The sequence below is a fragment of the Curtobacterium sp. ME12 genome (assembly GCF_903970855.1).
GTDB classification, from domain to species: Bacteria; Actinomycetota; Actinomycetes; order Actinomycetales; family Microbacteriaceae; genus Curtobacterium; species Curtobacterium poinsettiae_A.
The window spans coordinates 30,260-52,817 of the sequence record NZ_CAJCKD010000017.1 but is presented as its reverse complement, the minus strand read 5'-3'; the positions used below and the strand labels follow the sequence as shown (position 1 = coordinate 52,817).

Genomic DNA, 22,558 nt, shown 5'->3' with positions numbered 1-22,558 from the left:
CCAGTACACGGGTCTTGCGGGAGGATCAGCCGTCGGGCAAGAAGTCCTGGTCAGTGGGCGTGCCGTGGCGTCCGCATCGTTCGGATCAGCCGCGCGCAGACGTCGCGTGGTGGGGTCAGGGCCGTGCGCGACGGCGTCGAGCGACCACGGCGACCACGACGGCGGCCACCACGGCGAGGACGGCGACGACCGCTGCGGCCTCGGCGACGTGGAGCGCCGCGAACCACGAGTCGAACTGCGACTTCGTCGCCACGACGTCCTGGCCCGCGCCACGGAACCACCCCGCCACGGGGTTCATCGGACCGGCCGCGCCCGCAGCGACCACGCAGACCACCGCGGCGACCACGGCGACCACGGAGAGGACGAGGACGGGGACGGCGCGGCGCATCCCGCTACCGTAGCGCGGCTCGGACCCCCCAGCGGCGACCTCAGAGCGAGTCGCGGAGGCGCGCCGCCTTCTCCTCGACCAGGCGCTCGAGCCCGTCGGCGTAGTCGGTCAGGCGAGCGGCGACGGGCGGCTCCGAGGAACCGATGATGCGCGCGGCCAGCAGACCGGCGTTGGCGGCACCGTTGATCGCCATCGTCGCGACCGGGATCCCCGCCGGCATCTGCACGATCGAGAGCAGCGAGTCGAGGCCGTCGAGACGCGCGAGCTGCACCGGGACACCGATCACCGGGAGCGTCGTCATCGAGGCCACCATGCCCGGCAGGTGCGCCGCCCCGCCGGCCCCGGCGATGACGACCCGGATGCCACGGTCGGCGGCGCCGCGGGCGAAGCGGGTCATCTTGTCCGGGGTGCGGTGCGCCGACACGACGTCCGCCTCGAACGGGATGCCGAGTTCGGTGAGGATGTCCGCCGCGGCCCGCATCGTCGGCCAGTCGGAGTCCGACCCCATGATGATCGAGACGAGCGGCTGTGCGGGTGCGGCGGTGGCGGTCACGCGACGAGCCTAGCCGAGCAGCACCCGTCGCCAGGTGTCGCCGTCACGGCCGATCGTGCGGTCCTCGTCGACCCAGCGCGCCGCCCCCTCGTCGGCCCGGCCACGGTCGACGGCGGTGCGGACGGCGTCCCGCCACGCCTGCACGTCGTCCGGCACGGCCACGGCCCCGTGGCCCCGTGCGACGGCGTAGGACGGACGGTCGGACACCACGGCCGGCAGTCCGAGCGCGGTGTACTCGAGGAACTTCAGGTCGCTCTTCGCTCGGTTGAACTCCTCGTCGCGGAGCGGCGCGACGCCCGCCCGCCAACGCTCCCGGTGCGCCACGAGCCATCGGGAGAACGCCGGGTAGTGCCCGTCTGGGACCTCGACGCGGCGGAACCAGTCGGCGCCGCCTTCCTCGGTCACCCCGATGACCTCGAGCCGGATCGGGGTGCCGTCGGCGGTGGCGAGGTCGGCGAAGACGCCACGCAGGAGCTCGAGGTCCGCGGCGTGGGTGAGCGTGCCCATGTACAGCACCCGGTGCTCCCCCGCGGGCCGCTCGTCGTCCTCCGCCGGTGCGCCGGCAGTCCAGATCGCCGGGTCGAGGGCGTTCGGCACGACGACGACGTCCCGCGCGACCGGACGGACCACGTCGGCGAGTTCGGGCGTGCTCACGACGACGGTGTCGGCACCGCGCACCAGGGCGTCGATCGAGGCGAGCCGGTCGGGGTCGTACTCGGCGCGGGCCAAACGCGCGCGTCCGGACTCGGTGAAGAAGTCGTCGTCGACCTCGGCCACGACACGGATGCCCCGGGAGGCGGCGGTTGCCAGGAAGGGCTGCACACCGTCCCGGGGAAGGATGTCCCGCTGCACCAGGAGCGCGGCGTACGGCGTCTGGTCGGAGCCGTCGACGAACGCTACCGGGTCGACCTGACGCACCTCTGCGGTGCCGCTCGCCGCCAGGTGCTCGGTGCGGCGGACGACACGGACGTGTGCCGAGGCCGGGTGCGCGCCCCCACCACCGGCGACGACGTACCCGAGGACGGGCAGGGGCGCCGGCTGCGGTGGGGCCCCGGCGACGGCGCGGCGCAGGCGTCGGGCGGCCCGGCGGACGAGATCACGCGGCATGCCCCCATCCTCTCGCATGCCTCGCAGCGTGCGAGGTCACTCGCGAACGGTGCCGCCGCTTCAGCGCACCGTCACCGTCCGACACGGCGACGCCCTGCGGTCCGCTCCGCTCCCGGTGTTGTGGACGATCGCGCAGACGATGTGCTTGCCGGCCGCCGCCCGGACGGTGCCCGAGAAACCGTGCGACGCACCGGAGCCCCAGGTCGCGTCCACGTCGGCGCGCTTGCGGCCGGCGTCCAGCGACGTCACCCGCTTGCCGTCGACGGTGATCGCCACCCGGCTCGCCGAGGCCACCGCGTCGCCGTCGAACGCCCAGCCGCGCACCGCGATGCCCCGGGTCGCGGCCGTGGCGGACTCCAGTGCGGCGTACGGGTCGTGCCGGTACGCGCGGACGGTCGAGCACCCGAGCGGGGTGTCCGAGCCCGCGCCGATGTTCACCGCGGTGACGCAGACGCGGCGAGCGCCGGCCGCTGCCGGCACGACGACGTCGAAGCCGTGGGTCGCACCGACGCCGGAGCGTGCGTCGACGTCGGGCCGGTCGAGCCCGGCGGTGGTGACGCCGGCCGAGACACCGTCGACGGTGGCACGGACCCGCACGGGCTGCGTGGGGTCGTCCTCGTCGTAGGCCCACCCGGACACGCGGACGCCGCCGCCGGCCCCGGCGACGGTCTCGAGCGTGCCACGGGGCGTCAGGTCGGCGGCGGCCACACCCAGGCGTGCGTTCGCGACGAGCGCCTGCGCGTAGGTCGAGAACCACTTGCCGGCGGCCGGGGCCCCGTTGCAGGTGCCGTCGCTCGCGCCGGGGGTCTTGACCCACAGCAGGGCGTCGAGCGCCGTGCCGTCGGACACCACCCGGGGCGAGGTGCCCAGCCCGGCGCCCGGCCCGTTGCACCAGGTGCCGCGCCAGCCCTGCCCGTTGCGCGAGGTGTCGATCACGTAGTGCGACCCCCCGGTGGCGGCGGACACCTTCTGCGCGTACGCCTGCTCCTGCGCGGTCGGGTAGTAGTTCGCGACGTTCGTGAAGAACCCACGGGCCTGCTGCACGCCCGCACTGTTCAGCCGCGACGCCATCAGCGCGGGCTGCACCCAGTTCGAGTTGCCGGCATCCAGGTAGGCGGGGACCCCGGCGGCGGTCAGCCCGGCGACGGTGCGCGACAGGATCCGGTAGCGCTGCTCGTCGAGCGCGGTGCTGCACGCGGCGTTGCTGAGCATCGCGAGGGAGTCCGGTTCGACGATGACTGCCGCGCGGTGCCCGGCGAGCGCCGCGGTGACCTGGTCGACCCAGGCGTCGTAGGACCCCTCGTCGAAACCGCCGGCGGAGTACCCGCCGCAGTCACGGTCGGGGATCGCGTAGAGCACGAACACGGGGGTGGTGCCGGACTGCTCGGCACCGGTGAGGGCGGTGCTGATCGTCTTGGTCAGCTGCGTCCCCTGGCTCCAGTCGCCGAGCCAGGTGGCGACCGGGTAGCCGGCGATCTTCGCCGCCGCAGCAGCCCCGGCCGGGTCGGTGGCGGCGAGGGCGGCCTGCGCCTTCGCGGCCTCGCTCGTGGGCGACCGGTACGGCCCGGCGCCGTAGAGCGACGCCGACGTGGCCGAGCGGATGGTCGAGGCCGAGGTCGCTGCGGAAGCGGTCGCGGTCGGCAGCAGGCCGGCGACGGCTGCGACGAGGGCGACGGTTGCACCGAAGACGGCGGCACGACGCGGACGGCGGCGCATGGAGACTCCCTGGACGGTGGGCACGGACTGTTCCAGGGGAACACGCGCTCCCGGCCCCCGCCAGCCTCCCGAGCGGGTGCCACCCGATGGGGTGTCCGCAGAGCGACCGACGAGTGTGTCCCGCACGATCGACGGACGGGAGGCCCGTGGCGGCGTCGCCACGGGCCTCCCGTCCGTCAGCCGGTCACGTCGCGGACGCGACCCGGTGTGGCGGACACCGTCTCAGTCGTCGAAGTGGGCCGCGGCGGCGCGGGCGCGGTAGACGACGTCGTCGACGTCGTCGCCGAGCACCGTGACGTGCCCGATCTTCCGGCCGGGCCGCGGGGCCTTGCCGTAGAAGTGGTACTTCGCCTCGGGGAACGCTCGGAGCGCTGCGGGGTACCGGGCGGCGAGGTCACCGTCTGCGGGTCCGCCGAGCACGTTGACCATGACGGCCGCGGGGGCGAACGATCCGGTGGCTCCGAGCGGCAGGTCGAGGACGGCCCGCAGGTGCTGCTCGAACTGGCTCGTGGTGGCGCCGTCGATCGTCCAGTGCCCGGTGTTGTGCGGACGCATCGCGAGCTCGTTGATCAGGATGCGCTCGTCGTCGGTCTGGAACAGCTCGACCGCCAGCACACCGGTGACACCGAGTTCCTCCGCGATGCGGACGGCGATCGACTCGGTCAGGTCGGCGACCCGGCCGGCGCTGTCCGGGGCGGGTGCGATGACCTCGGCGCAGACCCCGTCGCGCTGCACGGTCTCGACGAGCGGCCAGGCGACCACCTGCCCGGAGGGACGGCGTGCCACGGACTGCGCGAGCTCGCGGGTGAAGGGGACGAGCTCCTCGACCAGGAGGGCCTGGTCGCCGCCGGCCTCGGCCACGGCGATGAACCAGTCGTCGACGTCGGACGCGTCGGAGACGACCCGGACGCCCTTGCCGTCGTACCCGCCTCGCGGCGTCTTGACGACGGCACGGCCACCGTGGTCCGCCAGGAACGCGCGGAGTTCGTCGGGCCCGTGCACGGCGGCCCAGTCGGGCACCGGCAGCCCGAGTTCGCTCAGCCGGCGACGCATGGTGATCTTGTCCTGGGCGACGGCCAGCGCGTCCGGTCCGGGGTGGACCGACACGCCCGCGTCGACGAGGCTGCGCAGGACGTCCTGCGGCACGTGCTCGTGGTCGAAGGTCACGACGTCGACCTGTCGGGCGAACTCGAGCACCGTGTCGGCATCGTGGTAGTCGCCCTCCGCGGTGGCGGCGATCGCGGCGGACATGCCCGGTCCCTCGGCGAGCACCCGGATGTCGACCCCGAGTTCGACCGCGGCCGGCACCATCATCCGTGCCAGCTGCCCTCCACCGATGACCCCGACGCGCAACGCCATGCTGTGTGATCCTTCCGGCGTTCCCACCGTGCGGTGGGAACGCGTTGTCTACAATCGCTGTTCGGGTCGAGCTCTGCACGACCGGTCACAACTCTACGGATCCTGGAGGGCTCGTGCGGCGCCTCATCGCCCAGCTGGCACGCTTCGGCGTCGTCGGTGCCGTCGGCTTCGTCGTGGACACCACGGTGTTCAACGTGCTGCGCATCACCGTCCTGGACCCCGAGGACGTCCACTCGGGACCGTTCTGGGCGAAGGTCATCTCCACCGTCGTGGCGATCTTCGTGAACTGGATGGGCAACCGGTACTGGACGTTCCGCGAGCAGCGTCGCGCCGTGGCCACCCGCGAGGGCGTCGAGTTCGTCGTCGTGTCGCTCGGCGGCATGGTCATCGCGCTCGCCTGCCTCGGGGTGTCGCACTACGCGATGGGGCTCACCTCGGTGCTCGCCGACAACGTCGCGAACGTCATCGGGCTCGTGCTCGGCACGGTCTTCCGGTTCTGGCTCTACAAGGTCTGGGTCTACCACCCCGAGCGCACGGCCACGCAGCCGATCGCCGCCGACGAGTCGGTGTCCGACGGGCCGCGGGTCCCCCACGACGCCTGACCTAGGATCGGTGGGGTGACGGCCGAGACGACCACCACCCCCACCCCACCCCGCACCGCGCGCTGGGAACGTGTCGCGATCGCGGTGGTCACGGCGACCTTCGGGCTCTGGCTGGTGGCGTGGGCGTTGCTCGTCCCGGTGTTCGAGGCCCCGGACGAGACCGCGCACATCGACGCCGCCGTGCACGTCGCCCTCGGTGACGAGTGGGCGGCCCCCGGCGAGCTGCACGTCACCAACGCCGTGCAGGCCGCGAAGGTCGAACAGGCGACGAAGCCGTCCGACGAGTGGTCGACGGTGAGCGAGCTGCTGCAGAACGCCCCGGGACCCTCGGCGACGGTCAACCAGATGACCCAGCACCCGCCGACCGCCTACCTGGCCGGAGCCGCCGTGCTCCGGGCCGTCGACTTCGGCGAGCTCCGCTGGGACCACGCGTTCATCGCCCTCCGCCTGGCCGACGTGCTGGCCGTCACCGCGCTCCCCCTGCTCGCCTGGGCGTCGGTGCGCCGGGTGACCCGCAGCCCCCGCGCCGCGCTGATCGGGGCCCTCGCCGTGTTCGCGACGCCCGAGCTCGCGTCCATCGGCTCGTCGTTCTCGAACGACGCCCCGGTGCTGCTGGTCGCCGGGATCGTCGTCTGGCTCGCCACCCGCCTGCTCACCGGCGACACCCGCTGGCGCACCACGATCGCACTGGCGGTGGCCCTCGGTGCCCTGGTCTGGGTCAAGGGCACCGGGTTGCCGGCGGTGCCGTTCGTCGCGGTGGTGGTGCTGTTCGCGGGGGCGGGGGTGCTCTCCCTGCGGCACCGGATCGTCCGCACGGTCGTCACGATGGCGGTCTCCGGCGGCATCGGTGCCTGGTGGTGGCTGCACAACGTCGTCTCGTACGGCCGGATCCAGCCGAACGGCTACACGGCGATGCGGCCCCCGAAGGACTTCCCGCCCGGCGAGAGCCCCACGCTCGGACACTTCCTCGACGTCAGCTGGGGCACCCTGTCGCGCACGTTCTGGGGCAGCTTCGGCGGTCGGGCCCAGGTGACCATCGGCGACCTGCTCACCGCCGTCCTGACCCTGGTCGCCCTCGTGGTGCTCGTCGGCTGGGCGTTCCGCCGGGGGCCGGACCTGCGGGTGGCACTGTGCCTCGCCGTGTTCCCGGCGCTGCTGATCGGCATCCAGAACCGCACGAGCGCGCACTCGTACCTCACCACCACCGAGGTCGCCGCCACCCAGGGCCGGTACTACTTCCCCGCGATCATCTGCCTGATCGTGCTCAGCGCGCTCGCGTGGCGACGACTGGTGCCGGCCGGCCGGGCACGCACCTGGGCCGCGGTGACGCTGGCCGTCGTGCTGCCCGCGGTGGGCGTGTACGGCTTCGCGGTGGCGTCGGCCTGGTTCTGGAACGCGGCGCTGTTCCCGGTGACGGGCCGCGGGCTGCTGCGGTACTCCGAGATCGGGCCCGTGCCGCCCGCGGTGCTCGTCGTCGTCGTGGCCCTGGTCGCGGTGGGCCTCGTCGCGTCGGTCGTGCTTGTCACGCGCGCCGACCGTCGGGCCCTGGCGACGACGGTTCCCGTCCGCTGACACGCCCGGCCGCGGAGCGCCGGGGCGGCACGACCTGCCGCAGGTGCGGCCCCGAGGGGTCGCGAACCGTCGGCGGACGCCGCCCCAGACGACGCGTCGTGGCCCCTCGGCGGACGGCGCGCGGCGTGGGGTGGACGTCCCCACGGGGCGGACGGGAGGCCCGGTGCCGGCTGGCACCATCCCTCCAGGCTCGGCCGTCGTGACGCGCGACCCGTGCCCACTCCGTGCGCAGCGGTGGTCGGGTCCGTCATCCGGATCCGACCATCACTGCGCACGGAACGCCGCGCGACGCGCGTCAGGCGGCGGGCACGCCGCCCTCGACCGCTGAGGCGTCGTCGGTCGGGCGGTTGCGCCGGAACCACGTGGGTGCCGCGGCGCAGAGCAGGAAGAGTCCGTCGACCGCCAGGCTCCAGATACGGGTGACCACGACCACCACGAGGGCGACCGGCACCGGCATCACGAGCGCCAGCAGGAGGGCCTGCACGCCCTCGCGGACGCCGAGCCCGCCGGGAGCGAAGACGGCCAGCATGCTGATCGCCGAGGCCATGCTCGCCGCACCGATCACGAACGCCGCATCGGAGAGCTTCAGCGACGGGTACACCGCCAGCGTGATGAAGTAGTAGGCCGTCCCCGAGAGCACCGCGCCGGCGACGTACAGCCCGGCACCGCCGAGCACCGTGCCGAGGTTCGGACGGACGTCGGCCTCGAGCGGCTTGCGACGCAGGATCTTCAGCGCGATGCCGATCAGGAACACGAACACGCGCGGGATCAGGCAGACGACGCAGCCGACGAACGCCGCGATCATCAGGACGATCAACCACGGGTCGAGGTCGTGCGTCCGCGGGTCGATGAGCAGCAGCACGAGCGCCAGGGCCAGGGTGGCGGCGATCTGCAGGGCGCCCTCGAGCAGGCCGCTCACACCGAGCCGCGCCTTCGAGACGCCGTGCTTCGAGGCGAAGTAGACCTTGCCGATGATCCAGGTCGCGGCGCCGGGGATGTAGCGGCCCATCCACGACTTCGCGTACACGTACGTCAGGGTGACGCCGCTGCCCTTGAGCCCGGTGGCACCGAGCCGTCGCAGCAGGTAGAACCAGATCCCGACGCCCCAGTAGCGGAACCCGAGGCTGATCACGGTCGCGACGACCACCCAGGACCACTGCCAGTCGAGCCCGGCGAGCTGTCCCCAGTCGACGCCACGCAGGTACAGCACGAGGAACACCGCGAGCAGGACGTAGAAGACGATGGGGATCGCCTTGCCGAGGAACCGTCGTCGCTTCGACGGACGCTTCCCCTCGGGCGCGGGGGTGTCGCTGGTGCTTGCGGACAAACGGGTCTCCTGCTCAGGTCACGGGCTCAGGTCATGGTAGACGGTGGGGCGGGCCGCTCCCTGCGGTGCTGCTGCAGGGAGCGGGTCGCGGGCACGGTCACCGGTCGAGCGTCACCGGGCGAGCTTGACGATCTGCACGCGGCAGGGGATCTCCGGGTCGGTGGAGCGGTCCGCGCTGCACGAGATCGTCGCGTTGTACGTGCCGACCAGCTTGCCTGCCACCGAGTAGTCGCGCGCCGGGGCGGTCGCCGGGTCGAACTGCACGAAGTACTGCACGCCCTCGTCGATGAACAGGTTGCGCATCGCGTCCGAGTGGTAGGTGTAGCCCTGACCTGAGCGACCGTACACACGCGTGTCGGTCAGGAACGCGAGCGAGGAGAGCGAACGGTAGTTCGAGCCGATGACGGTGGCGTCCTCGGGCAGCGCGCCGCTCGCCCGGATCTGGTCGGCGAGACGGACGATCTCCGGCACGTCGGTCGGCCCGAACACGCGCAGCGCCTCGGTGCGGTTGACCGACGGGTAGAACGGCGCCGGGGACCCGAACCAGTTCTGCGTGTACGAGGCGATCGGCACGACCGCGATCGCGACGCACGCCACGATCGTCCGGACGACACCCCGACGGCGCACCAGCCGCCAGACGGCCGGCAGCATGAGCGCCCCGATCATCGCCGTCAGGTAGAACAGCGGCCAGTAGTACCGGGCGTTGCCCCCGCCGCTCGACGACGACGTGATCATGCCGTAGCCGACGAAGTACACCAGGGTCGTCGCCGCGACGATGCAGGTGAACGCGTAGCGGCGGAACCGCACGACACCGATGACGAGGGCTGCCGCGAAGAGCAGGGCGATCGGCGCCGCGAACGGGGCGAAGGTGCTGATCTTCTGCAGGTAGTACGGCAGAGCGAGCATGCGCTCGTGCAGGTAGTACCCGGCGCGGGCCGCGATGCCGGACTCCTTCGTGACCTTCGGCGCGGTGTCCTCGGTGGTCGACTGCGTGGGCGGCGGCACCACGGCGGGGTCCGGGTTGTCCATCGGGCCCTGCTTGTAGACCGACGGGGTGAAGTCCTCGTTGGGCGAGAAGGCGTGGTCGTTGGGCGGGACCGGCAGGAACGGCCAGTCCGTGGCACGGCCGCCGTCGTCGAACTTCGAGCCGATGTTGACCGACAGCGACGACCCGAGCGTCACCGTGCCGTACTTGACGGTCAGCGCGCCGACCCACGGGGCGATCACGACGGCGAACACGACGATCGTGGCGACCGGGGCCGTCCACCAGTGCCGGACGGGCTCACGGCGTCGGCGGGCGGACCAGACGCGCAGCAGCAACCAGAGGATCACGGCACCGACGGCCACCGGCAGCAGGAAGAGCTTGGTGAAGTACCCGAGCGCCGCGACGACGCCGAGGACCGCGCCGGAGACGACCCGCGCGCGCGTCGAGCCGTGCAGCGCCTGGTCGGCCCACCGGAGCGCCCAGAGGAACCCGACGACCCACGCGACGACGAGCAGGTCCGGGGTCTGCACCGACACCGCGCTCATCAGGGCGGGGATCGCGGTGACCATGAAGAGCACGGCGGGGACGATGCGGTGGTTCTGTGACCAGACGAGCCACCCGCCGATGCCGAGCACGACGGCCACGGCGAAGCAGTTCACGATCGCGAAGGCCGTCTGCATGCCGAGGCCGAGGGCGATGAACGGCGCCATCGTCCACGAGACCAGCGGCGACCAGTACGCGTTGATCGCGTCGGGCAGCCAGCCGTTCGCGTACTCGCGCGCGATGCCCATGTAGGAGATGCCGTCGACGTTCGTCACGCCGAGGCGGTTGTGGTACGCCACGGCGGCGCTCAGGGCGACCCCGATCACCACGAGGACGCCCAGGATCAGGGGCGCGACGACGTGCCGGTACCGTCGCGCACCCGCCCCCGAACGCCGCCGTGCGGGCTCGTGGGTGGCCTGATGTGCTGCGGTCGTCGTCACGGTCACGTGCTTCATCATGACATCCGTTCGCTTGTCGGACCGCACCGAGGCGGATCGCGAGCCCCGCTCGGCGTGTGGGAGACTGCCGGGGACCCCGCTCCGACCACCTCGAGGACGTTCGTTGGCCACCGAAACCCGCGCAGCCGAATCCGCAGCCGAACCGACGGCGGCCGCTCCCCGCGCAGGGGGTCGGCTCGAGTTCCCGTACCTGGACGGGCTCCGCGGTCTCGCCGCCCTGGCCGTGGTGTTCTACCACGCGTACCTCTTCACCGGGACGACCGGCACCGGGCCCACCGAACTGCCGTGGCTCAGACCGTTCATCGGGTGGGGCTACCTCGGCGTCCCGCTGTTCATCGTCCTGTCCGGCTACGTCCTGATGCTGCCCGTCGTGACCCGGTTCGACCGCTACCGGCTGCCCGGCGGCTTCTGGAAGTTCATCTGGCGCCGCGCCCGACGGATCATCCCGCCGTACTGGGCGTCGCTCGTCGTCTTCGCGCTCATCATCCTGTTCGTCCCGGTGATGGGGCAGCCCGGCGGCACCCAGTGGGACACGAAGCTCCCGATGGGCTGGGGCACCTTCCTCACGCACTTCTTCCTGGTGCACGACTTCTTCCCGCAGTACATCGGCAAGATCAACGGCCCGATGTGGACGGTCGCCGTCGAGTGGCAGATCTACTTCCTCATGCCGCTGCTGATCCTGCCGCTCTGGAAGGTCTTCGGTGGGTGGGCGACCGCGTCCTCGCTGGTCCTCATCGGCATGTGGATGGGCTCCGAGAGCCGCTACTCGTGGATGCACCCGTGGTTCGTCGGCCTCTTCGCGGTCGGCATGCTCGCGGCCGAGCTCACGGTGAAGGCCCGTGACGAGCACCTGACCGGCAAGCTGAACACCTCGAAGCTCGGCGGGCCGCGGTGGCAGAGCGGCGTGTTCGTGGCCGCGATGTTCGTGGGCATGCTCCTCGTCTTCTTCCGCAACCGCGACTACTGGCAGCACCAGACCTGGCCGTCCGAGGTCGTCCTCGGCATCTTCGCCGGCATCCTGCTGACCTGGATGGGGCGCAAGGCGGTCACCGGGCAGCACACCTGGCTCGCACGGTTCTTCGCCTGGAAGCCCTTCGTGCTCGCCGGCCTCGTGTCGTACACGATCTACCTCTTCCACAGTCCGTTGCTCGGACTCGGCAACCTGCTGCTCCTGCCGATGGGCCTCTACCCGAAGTGGCAGTTCCTGATGATGGTCTTCGTGGTGATCCCGATCACCCTGGCGATCTGCGTCGGCATGTGGTGGCTCGTGGAGCGCAACTTCCTGAACCGCCGGCAGAAGCACGCCACCCGCGAGGTCTCCTCGCGGGGTCGCCTGCCCGAGGTCGAGACGGACGACGAGCGCACCCGCACCGACCGCTAGCCCCGACAGGGGACGCTGCGGTCGACGCCGTCCGGGTGCGTCTCACGGACAGGTGTCGCCGAGGCCGGGTAGCATCGCCCGGACCGCGGCGTGGGAGATCAGGCCCACGGCATCTCGACAGGGAAGACGAGACCACATGCGCGCACCCATCAGCAGGATCCTCGGGCTCGGCACCGCTGCCGCCGTCGCCGGGGCCATCACCTTCGGCAGCGGCCCGGCGGTCGGCGCGACCGCGACGGAACCCGCCGACACCGGCCAGCAGCTCTCCATCGCCGAGATGGACCGCACCGGTAACCACACGATGGGTGCCGGCATCGCCGCCCACGCCGGTGAGACCCACGTGACGACCTCCCCCGACGCGACCTCGGGCGGCGGGGTGAGCGCACAGTCCCTCAGCTCGTCGGCCGCTGCCGCCACCGCAGGCGGGCCACCCCCCGGCCGGGTGCAGGGCTTCGACATCAGCGCGTGGCAGCCGAGCGTCAACTTCCTGCAGGCCTACCGCAACGGCGCCCGGTTCGTGTACGTGAAGGCGACCGAGGGCACCTCGTACGTCAGTTCCACCTACAAGCAGCAGTACGCCACCGCCAAGCAGCGCAACCTGTACCGCGGCGGCTACGTCTACGCACAGCCGAGCCAGGCCAGCGGCGCCGCGACCGCGAACTACTTCTTCGCCCACGGCGGCCAGTGGAGCAAGGACGGCAAGACCCTGCCACCGCTGCTCGACATCGAGTACGGCAGCGCTGCCCAGGGCACCTGCTACGGCAAGTCGTGGTCGTCGATGCGGAGTTGGATCAAGGACTTCAACAGGACCGTCGTCGCCAAGACGGGCCGGTACCCCGCGATCTACACCACGACCGACTGGTGGAAGCGCTGCACGAACAACAGCAACCAGTTCTCGAAGAACCCGTTGTTCGTCGCGATCTACCCGGTGAAGAACTTCACCACCCCCGGCACCCTCGGACGCAGCTGGTCGAAGTGGACCTTCTGGCAGTGGGCGGCCAGCGGCACGCTCCCCGGCGACCAGGACGTCTACCGCAACGACATCACGTACCTGAAGCGCTTCGCGTCCCGGACGAGCTGACGCCCGTCAGGGACGGCGCTGCGACCGACGGCCCTGCCACCAGCCGACGGCGAACAGCACCGCGCCGACGAGCAGGAACGGCCCACCCGCGAAGACGAGGAACGCCGCGCCGAACGGGAAGCTCCCGCCGGTCGCGGCGGACACGGTCAGGATCAGCGCCCCGGTTCCGGAGACGGCTCCGCCGAGGGCGGCGGTGACGCCGCCGGCGATGGTGAGGGCTCGACGTTCGCTCATGTCGTCAGCCTAGGGGCGCGCCCCCGGCGCTCCGCCACCACGAACGGACAGGAGGCCCGTGGCGGTGTCGCCACGGGCCTCCTGTCCGTCACGGGCGCGCGTTCGCACCCGCCGTGTCAGCGCACGGTGTCAGCGGACGTCGCGCGTCGCCTCGGCGAAGTCGGCGTCGAGGGCGGTCGCCATGCGGGCCACGCCCTGCGCGAGCTGCGCGCGGACCGCGTCGCGGTCCGCGTCGAGCGCCTCGAGCTGCGCCGTGACGTCGTCGACGAAGGTGGGCTCGAGTGCGGCCTCGATCGGCTTCGAGTAGGCCTGCTGGCCCATCTGCTCGAAGAACAGCCGACCCTTGTCGACGTAGTAGAGGACCGCGGCGGGGACCCCGGCGATGGTCGCGACGATCGCCGAGTGCAGGCGGCTCGCCAGGAACAGGCGGCTGCGCGACATCAGACCGGCGTACTCGGACGGCGAGAACTCGTCGGCCTCGACCACGTGGGTGCGGTCGGCGTGCCGCATCAGCGCGATGACCTCGCGGGCGAAGGCGGCGTCGCCCTCGGACGCTTCCATGTGCATCGGGTAGAACACGACGTCGGCGTCCCAGCGGTCGATCACACGATCGGCGAGGTCGGCGACGGCCTGCCGGTATGTCACGAGCTTGTCGCTGTCGACACCGGTCTGGCGGAAGCGCTTCGGCAGGAAGCGGAACGGGATCCAGCCGCTGCGCTTGTAGTGGAACCAGCGACGGACGCCGAAGCCGATCGAGCCCTCGAGCTGCTCGGCCGTCAGGCCCGTGGTGCGCTCGAGCCGCTCGAGCACGTCCGCGTCGGGCGGGGTGACCGTCCCGACGACCGCGGGGTCGAAGGACGACACGATCGGTGTCTTCACGCCCCAGGACAGGAGCTTCTCGCGGGACTCGTCGTCGCGGACGGCGAACGCGCTGCAGAGGTCCACGGTGGCACGGATCAGTCGCTTGCTGACCCCGGCGGTGGTCGGGCCGATGCCCTGGAACGCCCCGACGAGGTGCTTGTTGACCGCACGGACGAGCAGCATCTTGCCGAACCAGTACACGAGGCCGAGCTTGTTCGTGTAGTCCTTCAGGATCTCGCCGCCACCCCACAGCACCACGTCGGCGCCGCGGGCGGCACGGAGCAGCGCGAACAGGTCGCCGATGCCGGTGCTGTACGGGGAGACCGGCAGGAACCGTATCCCGAACCACGCGGCGTCCCGCTCGGGGTACTGGGACAGGGACACGATCTCGGCGTCCGGCCACCGTCGACGGACGAGCTCGACGTTGCCGGCGAGGATCGCCCGGTCCCCGCGGTTGTGGGGCGAATCGCTATTGTGGATCAGTACGCGCACGGGTGGAGAGCCTACCGGACCGTCCACCGCCAGCCCCGGAAAGGCACGATGTCCCGCAGCACCCGCTCCGCCCGTCCCCACGCTCCCCGGCCCCGCCTGCTGGTGCTCGGATCGACCTTCCCGGCCCATCCGGACGACGGCGTGCCGGCGTTCGTGCTCGACCTCGCCCACCAGGAGGCCACCGAGTTCGACACCCTCGTGCTCACCCCCCGCGTGCCGGGCGGTGCCGCGAAGGAGCGCATCGGCGAGGTCGCGGTGCGCCGCTACCCGTACTTCCCGCGTCGCTTCGAGGACCTGGCCGACGGCGCGATCCTCGACAACCTCAAGGAGCGACGCTCCCGCATCGTGCAGGTGCCCGCGCTGGTGCTGGCGCAGTACCTGGCCGTGCGGCGCGTGGTGCGCTCCGCGAAGCCCGACGTCATCCACGCGCACTGGGCCATCCCGCAGGCCCTCGTCGCGACCCTGGCGGCCCCGGGCGTGCCCGTCGTCGTGACGACCCACGGCGGGGACATCTACGCGCTCCGCGCGGCTCCCCTGGTCCGGCTCAAGCGCTGGATCTTCGGACGATCGGCGCACGTCACCACCGTCAACTCGGAGATGCGCGAGCGCCTGACCGAGTGGGGCGTCCCCGAGTCGCGCTCGACCGTGATCCCGATGGGTGTCGACCTCGGCCCGGCCCGCGACACCCGCGCCCGTGTCGCGCCGCAGGAGCACCACGTCGTCGCTGTCGGTCGTCTGGTCGAGAAGAAGGGCTTCGGCAACCTGATCGAGGCGCTCCGCGGCCTGGGCGACGACGTGCCGTGGCGCCTCAACATCGTCGGCGACGGGCCCTACCGCGCCCAGCTCGAACAGCAGGCGGCGGGGCTGCCGGTGACGTTCCTCGGCCAGCGGGGCCGCACCGAGGTGCTCGAGACCCTCGCGTCGGCCACCGTCGTCGCGGTGCCGTCGATCCCCGCGGCGAACGGCGACCAGGAGGGCCTGCCGGTCACCCTGCTCGAGGCCGCGGCGGTCGGGGCCGCGATCGTGGCGAGCGACCTGCCGGGCATCCGGGACGTCGTGCAGGACGACGAGTCCGGCGTGCTCGTGCCCCCGGGCGACGTCCCGGCGCTCCGCGCAGCACTGCAGCGCGTGCTCACCGACGACGCAGCGCGCTCGCGCTACCAGGAGCAGGCCGTCGTCTCGGCTGCGGAGTTCTCCACCGAACGGATCGGCGAGCGCTACCGGGCGGTGCTGCGCGCGGCCATCGCGTAGAGCACCACGACGGCCGCGGCGCACACCGCCGCGGCCGAGGACGCCAACACGACGACGGTGCCGGAGTGGCCCACGAGCTCGGACCCCGCGGTGTCGACGAGCGACCAAGTCGGCACGACGGCCGCCAGTGCCCAGGCCAGCGCGGCCCACGTGCCGACCCGGCCCCAGGCGAGGAACCCCGCCGACATCGCCAGAGCGATCGGCACCAGGACGGTGAGCGTGTAGCGGTTCAGCGGCGCCCCACCGCCGGCGGCGTAGCGGATCTCGACGACGACGAACAGCACGGTGACGACCACGAGCATCGCGACGACGAGCCGGCGCGACCACCGGTCGTCATCGGCCGGGGCCCAGGGCCGCAGGCGACGCGCCGCCAGGGCGGCCACGAACAGCAGGACCGGCAGGAGCAGGAGCACCCACGGCAGCGGTGACGCGACGGGCAGTGCGCCGCGGAAGAGCGCGAAGAGCTGACGCCAGAACCCCAACATCGAGACGACCTCGACCTCGGAGTAGTGCGGCCGGGGCGTGTACCCGGGCCACGCGGTCGGCCGACCGCTGAACGAGCCGGTCAACGCCTGGTTGCGGAGCCAGAACCACCCGGACGCCACGGCCGCGGCGGCGAGGGGCACCGCGGCGACCAGGACACGGGCGCCGAGCCCCCGCAGGCGACCGAGCCGCACCGTCCGGGACAGCGCGAACGCGACGACGATCGCCACGAGCCAGAGCGCGAACGTCAGTCGCGTCGTCATCCCGGCGGCGGCGACGAGTGCTCCCCCGACCGCGAGCCCCGGGCCCACTCCGGAGCGGAGCGCCGCACCGGCCACCCCGCACGCGAGGGCGCAGGTCAACGCCGCCAGCGAGTCGTTGTAGACGACACCACCCTGCACCACGAGGACACTGGTGGACGCGGTGACGACGGCGACGGTCGCGGGCAACCGCACGACGCCCGGGAAGCAGCGTGCCGCCGCCCACGCCGCACTCGGCACGACCGCGGCGGCGAACACGGCGTTGACCAGCCGACCGAACACGACCGCCTGCACCGGGTGGCCGGCGTCCACGAGCGGTCCGACCACCGGGGCGAGCAGGACGTAGTACAGCGGCGGGTGCTGGGCGACCCACTGCACGGGAGGCGTCCCGCCGAAGCCCGGCCGGAAGCGGATGCCGTCGAGCAGCACGGGCAGCTGCCCGTGCCACACCCGCAGCACGTAGTCCACGTGCGCGGACTCGTCGACGCTCGCGAGCGGCATCGACGAGAACGTCCGTGCCACCGAGGCGGTCAGGACGAGCAGCGTGGCGGCGAGGACGACCGGTGTCGCCCAGTCCCGGCCGCGGAACCCCGTGGTGAGCAGCGCGTGGACGCGGTCGGAACGCCGGGGGTGCCGCCGCACGTCAGGCGACGTCAGCGTCCCATGCCGCGGTACGTGAAGCCGGCGGCTGTCCACGCGTCACGGTCGAGGCAGTTGCGGCCGTCGATGACGACGGGCGACGCCACGAGTGCAGCGGCGGCGGACGCATCGAGCTCGCGGAACTCGGTCCACTCGGTGAGCACGAGCACGAGCTCCGCCCCGCCGAGCGCCTCGGCCGCGCTCTCGACGTAGTCGAGCTCGGGGTGCACGCGGCGGGCGGTGACGACGGCCTCGGGGTCGTACGCCGAGACGACGGCGCCGAGCTCGTGCAGGCGGGCTGCGATGTCGAGGGCCGGCGAGTCGCGCACGTCGTCGGAGTTCGGCTTGAAGGCCAGGCCGAGCACCGCGACACGCTTGCCGCTGACGACCCCGCCGAGCAGCTCCTGCGCCAGCTCGACGACGTGGGCGCGACGTCGCAGGTTCGTGGCGTCGACGTCGGCCAGGAACGCCAGGGACTCCCCGACCCCCAGCTCGTTCGCCCGCGCCTGGAACGCACGGATGTCCTTCGGCAGGCAACCGCCACCGAAGCCGAGGCCGGCGTTCAGGAACTTGCGGCCGATGCGGGCGTCGTGACCGATCGCGTCGGCGAGCGCCGTGACGTCGGCACCGGCGACCTCGGCGATCTCGGCCATCGAGTTGATGAACGAGATCTTGGTGGCGAGGAACGCGTTGGCGCTGATCTTCACGAGCTCGGCGGTGGGCAGGTTGACGACGAGTCGGGGCGTGCCGGCGGACAGCGCCTCGGCGTAGACCTCGTCGAGGGTGGCGACGGCCTGTTCGCCGGCCTCGCCGTCCGGCACACCGTAGACGAAGCGGTCCGGCGCGATGGTGTCCTGCACGGCGAAGCCCTCACGCAGGAACTCGGGGTTCCAGACGAGCGTGGCACCGGGGACGGCTTCGCTGACCTCGGCGGCCAGCCGTGCGGCGGTGCCGACGGGCACGGTCGACTTGCCGACGACGAACTCGCCGGCGGACAGGTGCGGGGTGAGCGCGGCGACGGCGGCGTTCACGTAGGTCAGGTCCGCAGCACCGGTGGGACCCTGCGGGGTGCCGACGGCGAGGAAGTGCACGCGGGCACCGGCGACCTCGGCCATGTCGGTGGTGAAGCGGATCCGACCGGACTCGAGGGCCTCGGTCAGGATCTCGGGCAGGCCGGGCTCGAAGAAGGGGGCCTCGCCCGCGGCGAGCCGCTCGATCTTGGTGGGGTCGACGTCCACGGCGACGACCTCGTGTCCGAGTTTGGCCATGGAGGCGGCGTGCACGGCACCGAGGTAGCCGCAGCCGATCACTGAGATACGCACGTCGAAGAAGGTACCGGTTTCTCGCCGAAGTCTCATCACGGCGCCCGCAGCGACGCTCGCAGCGCCCGGTCAGGCCCGCACGTCGCCCCACGGCGGACGGTCCGGTCCGCCGACGATCTCGTCCCAGTCCGGCTCACGGTGCCGACGCCTGGCCTCGTACGCCTCCACCAGGTCGTGCAGGACGGCGACGACGAGGTCGGCGTGCGGCACGTCTGCGAGCACCACCGCGGGGTCGTCCCCGGGGAACACGAGCACGTCGCCGGAGCGGAACAGCCCCTGCAGCCCGCGGCGCCGTACCGTGACGTCGTAGCCGCGGGAGTGCAGGAGTTCCCGTCGGGTACGCGTACCGAGTCCGTTGACCACGACCAGGCGACGGGTGGTGACGACGTACCGCTCCGACATCCAGCGGAACAGCGGGACGGCGCCGCCGAACACGACGAGCACCACGACGACGAGCGCGACGACGGCGTTCAGCCACGCCAGCTGTGCCTGGAACACGCCGAAGCCGAACCCGCCGGCCGCGGTGACGAGCACGACGAACACCGCCGGGCGCACCAGCCGACGGGCGTGCGGTCGCAGGCGTGCGACGACACGTTCGGGCGGGGGCTCGGCGGTCATGCCGTCATGCATACCGCAGGTGGGTGACGTCCCCCACCGCGACGCCCCTGGTGACGCCCGCCTGGTCCCGGATCGTGATGCGGCCGGCGTCGTCGATGCCGGTTGCGTCGGCCTCCTCGACGGTGCCGTCCGGCAGCTCGAGGCGGATGCGGCGACCGATCGTCCCACACGCGGCGCGGACGTGGGACCGGACCGTCTCAGCGGCGGGACCACCCGTGACCAGGCCGGCCACCGCCTCCAGGACGGACCGCAGGAAGGCGGCCAGGACCGCGTCGGCCAGGGCGGGTGCGTCGTCGACCGCGCCGGCGAGCAGGAGCGAGGTGGACGTCGGGGTGGGCAGTCGATCCGTCGGGATCGTCAGGTTCACGCCGGCCCCGACCACGACGCTGCCGTCCGCGGCGACCTGGCAGAGGATCCCGCACACCTTGTCCCCGGCGACCTGCACGTCGTTCGGCCACTTCACGACGACGTCGGCGCCGGCGGGGAGCACCGACGCGATCGCGTCGCGCATCGCCGCCCCGGCGACCAGCGGCAACCAGCCGCGGTCGTGGTCGTCCAGGTCCGCACGGACGAGCACGCTGGCGGCGAGCGTCTCACCGGCCGGAGCGGTCCAGGTGCGGTCCAGCCGGCCCCGACCCGCGGTCTGGTGCAGGGTGGCGACGACGCTGCCGTGCTGCTGCTCGGGGGCGGCGGCGAGCAGGTCCGCGTTGGTGGACCCGGTCTGGGCGGGAGCGGTGATCGTCGCGCCCGCCGACCGGACGGCCGCGCTGGTGGCGGGGAACGACGGCGACGGGGATGTGGACATGCACGCAAATGTACGGGCAGGAACCGTGGGGGTCCTCCAACCGGCACCGTCCCACCCGCCGGTAGGGTGAGCGGGTGACTTCAGGAGACACCCCCGATCTGTCGACGACGGCCGGCCGACTGGCCGACCTCCGCGACCGGTACCACGAGGCCGTGACCGCCGCGGGCGAATCCGCCATCGCCAAGCAGCACGCGAAGGGCAAGGGCACCGCGCGCGAACGCATCGAGCAGCTGCTCGACGAGAACTCCTTCGTGGAGTTCGACGAGTTCGTGCGGCACCGCACCACGTCGTTCGGCATGGACGCCAAGCGCCCCTACGGCGACGCGGTCGTCACCGGCGTCGGCACGATCCACGGCCGCAACGTCGCCGTCTACGCGCAGGACTTCACGGTCTTCGGCGGGTCGCTCGGCGAGGTCGCCGGCGAGAAGATCATCAAGGTCATGCAGCACGCGCTGAAGACGGGCGTGCCGATCATCGGCATCCTCGACTCCGGCGGCGCCCGCATCCAGGAAGGCGTCGTCGCCCTCGGCAAGTACGGCGAGATCTTCCGCCTGAACACGCAGGCGTCCGGGGTCATCCCGCAGCTGTCGATCGTGATGGGCCCGGCGGCCGGCGGTGCCGTGTACTCCCCCGCCCTCACCGACTTCGTCATCATGGTCGACAAGACCAGCCACATGTTCGTCACCGGCCCCGACGTCATCAAGACCGTCACCGGCGAGGACGTCGGCTTCGAGGAGCTCGGCGGCGCCCAGACGCACAACGCGGTCTCCGGCGTGGCCCACTACCTGGCCGAGGACGAGACCGACGCGCTCGACTACGCGCGCTCGCTCATCGGGTTCCTGCCGGACAACAACCTGTCCGACCCGCCGGCCTACGACGTCGCCCCCGAGCTCGAGACCACCGACGCCGACCACGAGCTCGACCTCGTGATCCCGGACTCGACGAACCAGCCGTACGACGTCACCACGATCATCGAGCACATCGTCGACGACGGTGAGTTCCTCGAGGTCCAGCCGCTCTTCGCGCCGAACATCCTGATCGGCTTCGGCCGGGTCGAGGGCCGCACGGTCGGCATCATCGCGAACCAGCCGCAGGCGATGGCCGGCACCTTGAACATCGACGCCGGCGAGAAGGCCGCCCGCTTCGTTCGGTTCTGCGACGCCTTCGGCATCCCGATCCTGACCCTGGTGGACGTGCCCGGCTACCTGCCCGGCACCGACCAGGAGTGGACCGGCGTCATCCGCCGCGGCGCGAAGCTGCTGTACGCGTACGCCGAGGCCACCGTCCCGCTCGTCACCGTCATCACCCGCAAGGCCTACGGCGGCGCGTACATCGTGATGGGCTCGAAGCAGCTCGGTGCCGACATCAACCTGGCGTGGCCGACCGCCGAGATCGCCGTCATGGGCGGCCAGGGTGCCGTCAACATCCTGTACCGCGCCGAGATCAAGCGCGCCGAGGAGTCCGGCGAGGACGTCGCCGCGGTCCGCACGAAGCTCGCGAACGAGTACACGTACAACGTCGCGTCCCCGTACCTGGCGGCCGAGCGCGGTGAGCTCGACGGCATCATCCAGCCGCACGCCACCCGGGTGTCGGTCATCAAGGCCCTCCGGTCGCTGCGGGGCAAGCGCGCCACGCTGCCCCCGAAGAAGCACGGGAACATCCCCCTCTGATGGAACCGGTCGAATCGCCGCGCACGGGATCATCACGGTCCCGCGGCCTGATGGGTCGCCACGCAGCAGCCGTGCCCTCGGACGAACCGGCCTCGGTGGCGGACGTCCGGGTGGTCTCCGGCGACCCCAGCCCCGAGGAGCTCGCCGCCGTCGTGGCCGTCCTGCAGCGCCAGGCCGACGAAGCCGCAGCGGCCGGACGCGCCGCCGTGGTCGTCGAGCCCCGCACCGGATGGGACGCCGCGGCCCGCGGACTGCGCCGCCCGCTCGACCACGGACCGGGTGCCTGGGGCCGATCGCTCCGCTGATGTACCCCTGGTGCGCAGGCGTCCGAGAACGGTCGCAGGGCGTACTTCCCGGTCGGTATCCCCTCACTCGGGGGACACGATCAGCGGATGCGGACCGGAAACGCCGGAATTGTCCCCCATAATGACGACTGACATGCAACACGGGTGTGGGCATAGTTGGTGGTGTTCGGTGTCCTTCAACGAAAGACATCGCAGGTCGGTGGCCGACTAGGGTACGAAGCCACCGTCCGCTGCGAGGCAGGGCGACATTCGGGTTGTCGCTCAGCCTCGGGTCGTGAACGGGCCGGTCGGTATCCGACCGGCCCGTTCCCCGTCCCCGGGGCTTGTCGCCGGTGCGGGCGGGCGCAGGTGCGGCTGGCCAGGGCGTGGACGGAGCCGATGCGGAACGACGCCGTCGACGTCGTCCGACGACGACGCGGTCGCCTCCGTGCGCGCGCCAGCCCGGCGCTCCCACGTGACGGCCGGGAGGCCCGTGGCGGCGCCGCCACGGGCCTCCCGGCTGTCCCCCATCACGTCCACCGCCGCCCGCACGCCCGGCCGCGCCAC

General features: G+C 72.2%; 20 protein-coding genes. 7 read left to right on the top strand and 13 right to left on the bottom strand.

The genetic code is table 11. The features are described from left to right. Positions 1–115: 115 nt before the first annotated feature. The 5 genes from H7A73_RS10140 to H7A73_RS10120 all read right to left on the bottom strand — a co-directional run bounded on the left by H7A73_RS10140 (position 116) and on the right by H7A73_RS10120 (position 5,123). Positions 116–388, bottom strand: a complete 273-nt coding sequence (locus H7A73_RS10140; protein WP_182065849.1) for a hypothetical protein — start codon at positions 386–388, stop codon at positions 116–118. Positions 389–428: 40 nt separating this feature from the next. Beyond that, positions 429–896, bottom strand: a complete 468-nt coding sequence (purE, locus tag H7A73_RS10135; RefSeq protein WP_182065864.1) for a 5-(carboxyamino)imidazole ribonucleotide mutase — start codon at positions 894–896, stop codon at positions 429–431. A gap of 54 nt (positions 897–950) precedes the next feature. Further along, entirely contained in the window at positions 951–2,048 is a 1,098-nt protein-coding gene (locus H7A73_RS10130) for a glycosyltransferase (RefSeq protein WP_182065848.1), read from the bottom strand. A 60-nt stretch (positions 2,049–2,108) separates the two neighbouring features. Next, positions 2,109–3,764: a glycoside hydrolase family 6 protein gene (locus H7A73_RS10125; protein WP_182065847.1), complete on the bottom strand. Its 1,656-nt coding sequence runs from the start codon at positions 3,762–3,764 to the stop codon at positions 2,109–2,111. 222 nt (positions 3,765–3,986) lie between these two features. Then, complete coding sequence (locus tag H7A73_RS10120) at positions 3,987–5,123, bottom strand: 5-(carboxyamino)imidazole ribonucleotide synthase (protein ID WP_182065846.1); 1,137 nt, start codon at positions 5,121–5,123, stop codon at positions 3,987–3,989. 113 nt (positions 5,124–5,236) lie between these two features. Between H7A73_RS10120 and H7A73_RS10115 the strand changes: the two genes are divergently transcribed. Together H7A73_RS10115 and H7A73_RS10110 are read left to right on the top strand one after the other, a co-directional pair. Continuing rightward, positions 5,237–5,725 carry a GtrA family protein gene (locus H7A73_RS10115; protein WP_182065845.1) on the top strand — a complete coding sequence of 163 codons (489 nt, stop codon included), beginning with the start codon at positions 5,237–5,239 and terminating at the stop codon, positions 5,723–5,725. Between the two features lie 15 nt (positions 5,726–5,740). Beyond that, on the top strand, positions 5,741–7,297 hold the full coding sequence (locus H7A73_RS10110; RefSeq protein WP_182065844.1) for a DUF2142 domain-containing protein: 1,557 nt from the start codon (positions 5,741–5,743) through the stop codon (positions 7,295–7,297). A 295-nt stretch (positions 7,298–7,592) separates the two neighbouring features. Here H7A73_RS10110 and H7A73_RS10105 read toward each other — a convergent pair whose 3' ends face one another. Further along, positions 7,593–8,624 carry a lysylphosphatidylglycerol synthase domain-containing protein gene (locus H7A73_RS10105; protein WP_182065843.1) on the bottom strand — a complete coding sequence of 344 codons (1,032 nt, stop codon included), beginning with the start codon at positions 8,622–8,624 and terminating at the stop codon, positions 7,593–7,595. Between the two features lie 111 nt (positions 8,625–8,735). Next, entirely contained in the window at positions 8,736–10,607 is a 1,872-nt protein-coding gene (locus H7A73_RS10100) for an ArnT family glycosyltransferase (protein ID WP_182065842.1), read from the bottom strand. A gap of 106 nt (positions 10,608–10,713) precedes the next feature. On the opposite strand from H7A73_RS10100, the gene H7A73_RS10095 reads away from it, so the two are divergent. Together H7A73_RS10095 and H7A73_RS10090 are read left to right on the top strand one after the other, a co-directional pair. Next, complete coding sequence (locus H7A73_RS10095) at positions 10,714–11,991, top strand: acyltransferase family protein (RefSeq protein WP_182065841.1); 1,278 nt, start codon at positions 10,714–10,716, stop codon at positions 11,989–11,991. Between the two features lie 136 nt (positions 11,992–12,127). After that, a complete protein-coding gene (locus H7A73_RS10090; RefSeq protein WP_111235530.1) occupies positions 12,128–13,072 on the top strand; it encodes a GH25 family lysozyme in 945 nt (314 codons plus the stop codon). Between the two features lie 6 nt (positions 13,073–13,078). Here the strand turns inward: H7A73_RS10090 and H7A73_RS10085 are convergent, their stop codons facing one another. Next, positions 13,079–13,306, bottom strand: a complete 228-nt coding sequence (locus H7A73_RS10085) for a hypothetical protein (protein ID WP_182065840.1) — start codon at positions 13,304–13,306, stop codon at positions 13,079–13,081. 129 nt (positions 13,307–13,435) lie between these two features. Further along, positions 13,436–14,659 carry a polysaccharide pyruvyl transferase family protein gene (locus H7A73_RS10080; RefSeq protein WP_146237631.1) on the bottom strand — a complete coding sequence of 408 codons (1,224 nt, stop codon included), beginning with the start codon at positions 14,657–14,659 and terminating at the stop codon, positions 13,436–13,438. A 48-nt stretch (positions 14,660–14,707) separates the two neighbouring features. Between H7A73_RS10080 and H7A73_RS10075 the strand changes: the two genes are divergently transcribed. After that, on the top strand, positions 14,708–15,910 hold the full coding sequence (locus H7A73_RS10075) for a glycosyltransferase (RefSeq protein ID WP_182065839.1): 1,203 nt from the start codon (positions 14,708–14,710) through the stop codon (positions 15,908–15,910). Here the strand turns inward: H7A73_RS10075 and H7A73_RS10070 are convergent. The 4 genes from H7A73_RS10070 to H7A73_RS10055 form a co-directional block, all read right to left on the bottom strand. After that, positions 15,877–17,295, bottom strand: coding sequence for a hypothetical protein (locus H7A73_RS10070; protein ID WP_182065838.1), 1,419 nt, complete (start codon positions 17,293–17,295; stop codon positions 15,877–15,879). The genes H7A73_RS10075 and H7A73_RS10070 overlap by 34 nt on opposite strands. Positions 17,296–17,306: 11 nt before the next feature. Beyond that, a complete protein-coding gene (locus tag H7A73_RS10065) occupies positions 17,307–18,614 on the bottom strand; it encodes a UDP-glucose dehydrogenase family protein (protein ID WP_182065837.1) in 1,308 nt (435 codons plus the stop codon). Between the two features lie 69 nt (positions 18,615–18,683). After that, the gene (locus tag H7A73_RS10060; protein WP_071244247.1) at positions 18,684–19,232 is read right to left on the bottom strand and encodes a PH domain-containing protein; all 549 of its coding nucleotides are present in this window, start codon (positions 19,230–19,232) and stop codon (positions 18,684–18,686) included. 4 nt (positions 19,233–19,236) lie between these two features. Beyond that, positions 19,237–20,037 carry a biotin--[acetyl-CoA-carboxylase] ligase gene (locus H7A73_RS10055; protein WP_182065836.1) on the bottom strand — a complete coding sequence of 267 codons (801 nt, stop codon included), beginning with the start codon at positions 20,035–20,037 and terminating at the stop codon, positions 19,237–19,239. 74 nt (positions 20,038–20,111) lie between these two features. Between H7A73_RS10055 and H7A73_RS10050 the strand changes: the two genes are divergently transcribed. Together H7A73_RS10050 and H7A73_RS10045 are read left to right on the top strand one after the other, a co-directional pair. Further along, a complete protein-coding gene (locus H7A73_RS10050) occupies positions 20,112–21,707 on the top strand; it encodes an acyl-CoA carboxylase subunit beta (protein WP_071406413.1) in 1,596 nt (531 codons plus the stop codon). Between the two features lie 71 nt (positions 21,708–21,778). Further along, positions 21,779–22,012, top strand: a complete 234-nt coding sequence (locus tag H7A73_RS10045) for an acyl-CoA carboxylase subunit epsilon (protein ID WP_209135095.1) — start codon at positions 21,779–21,781, stop codon at positions 22,010–22,012. Positions 22,013–22,558 lie beyond the last annotated feature (546 nt).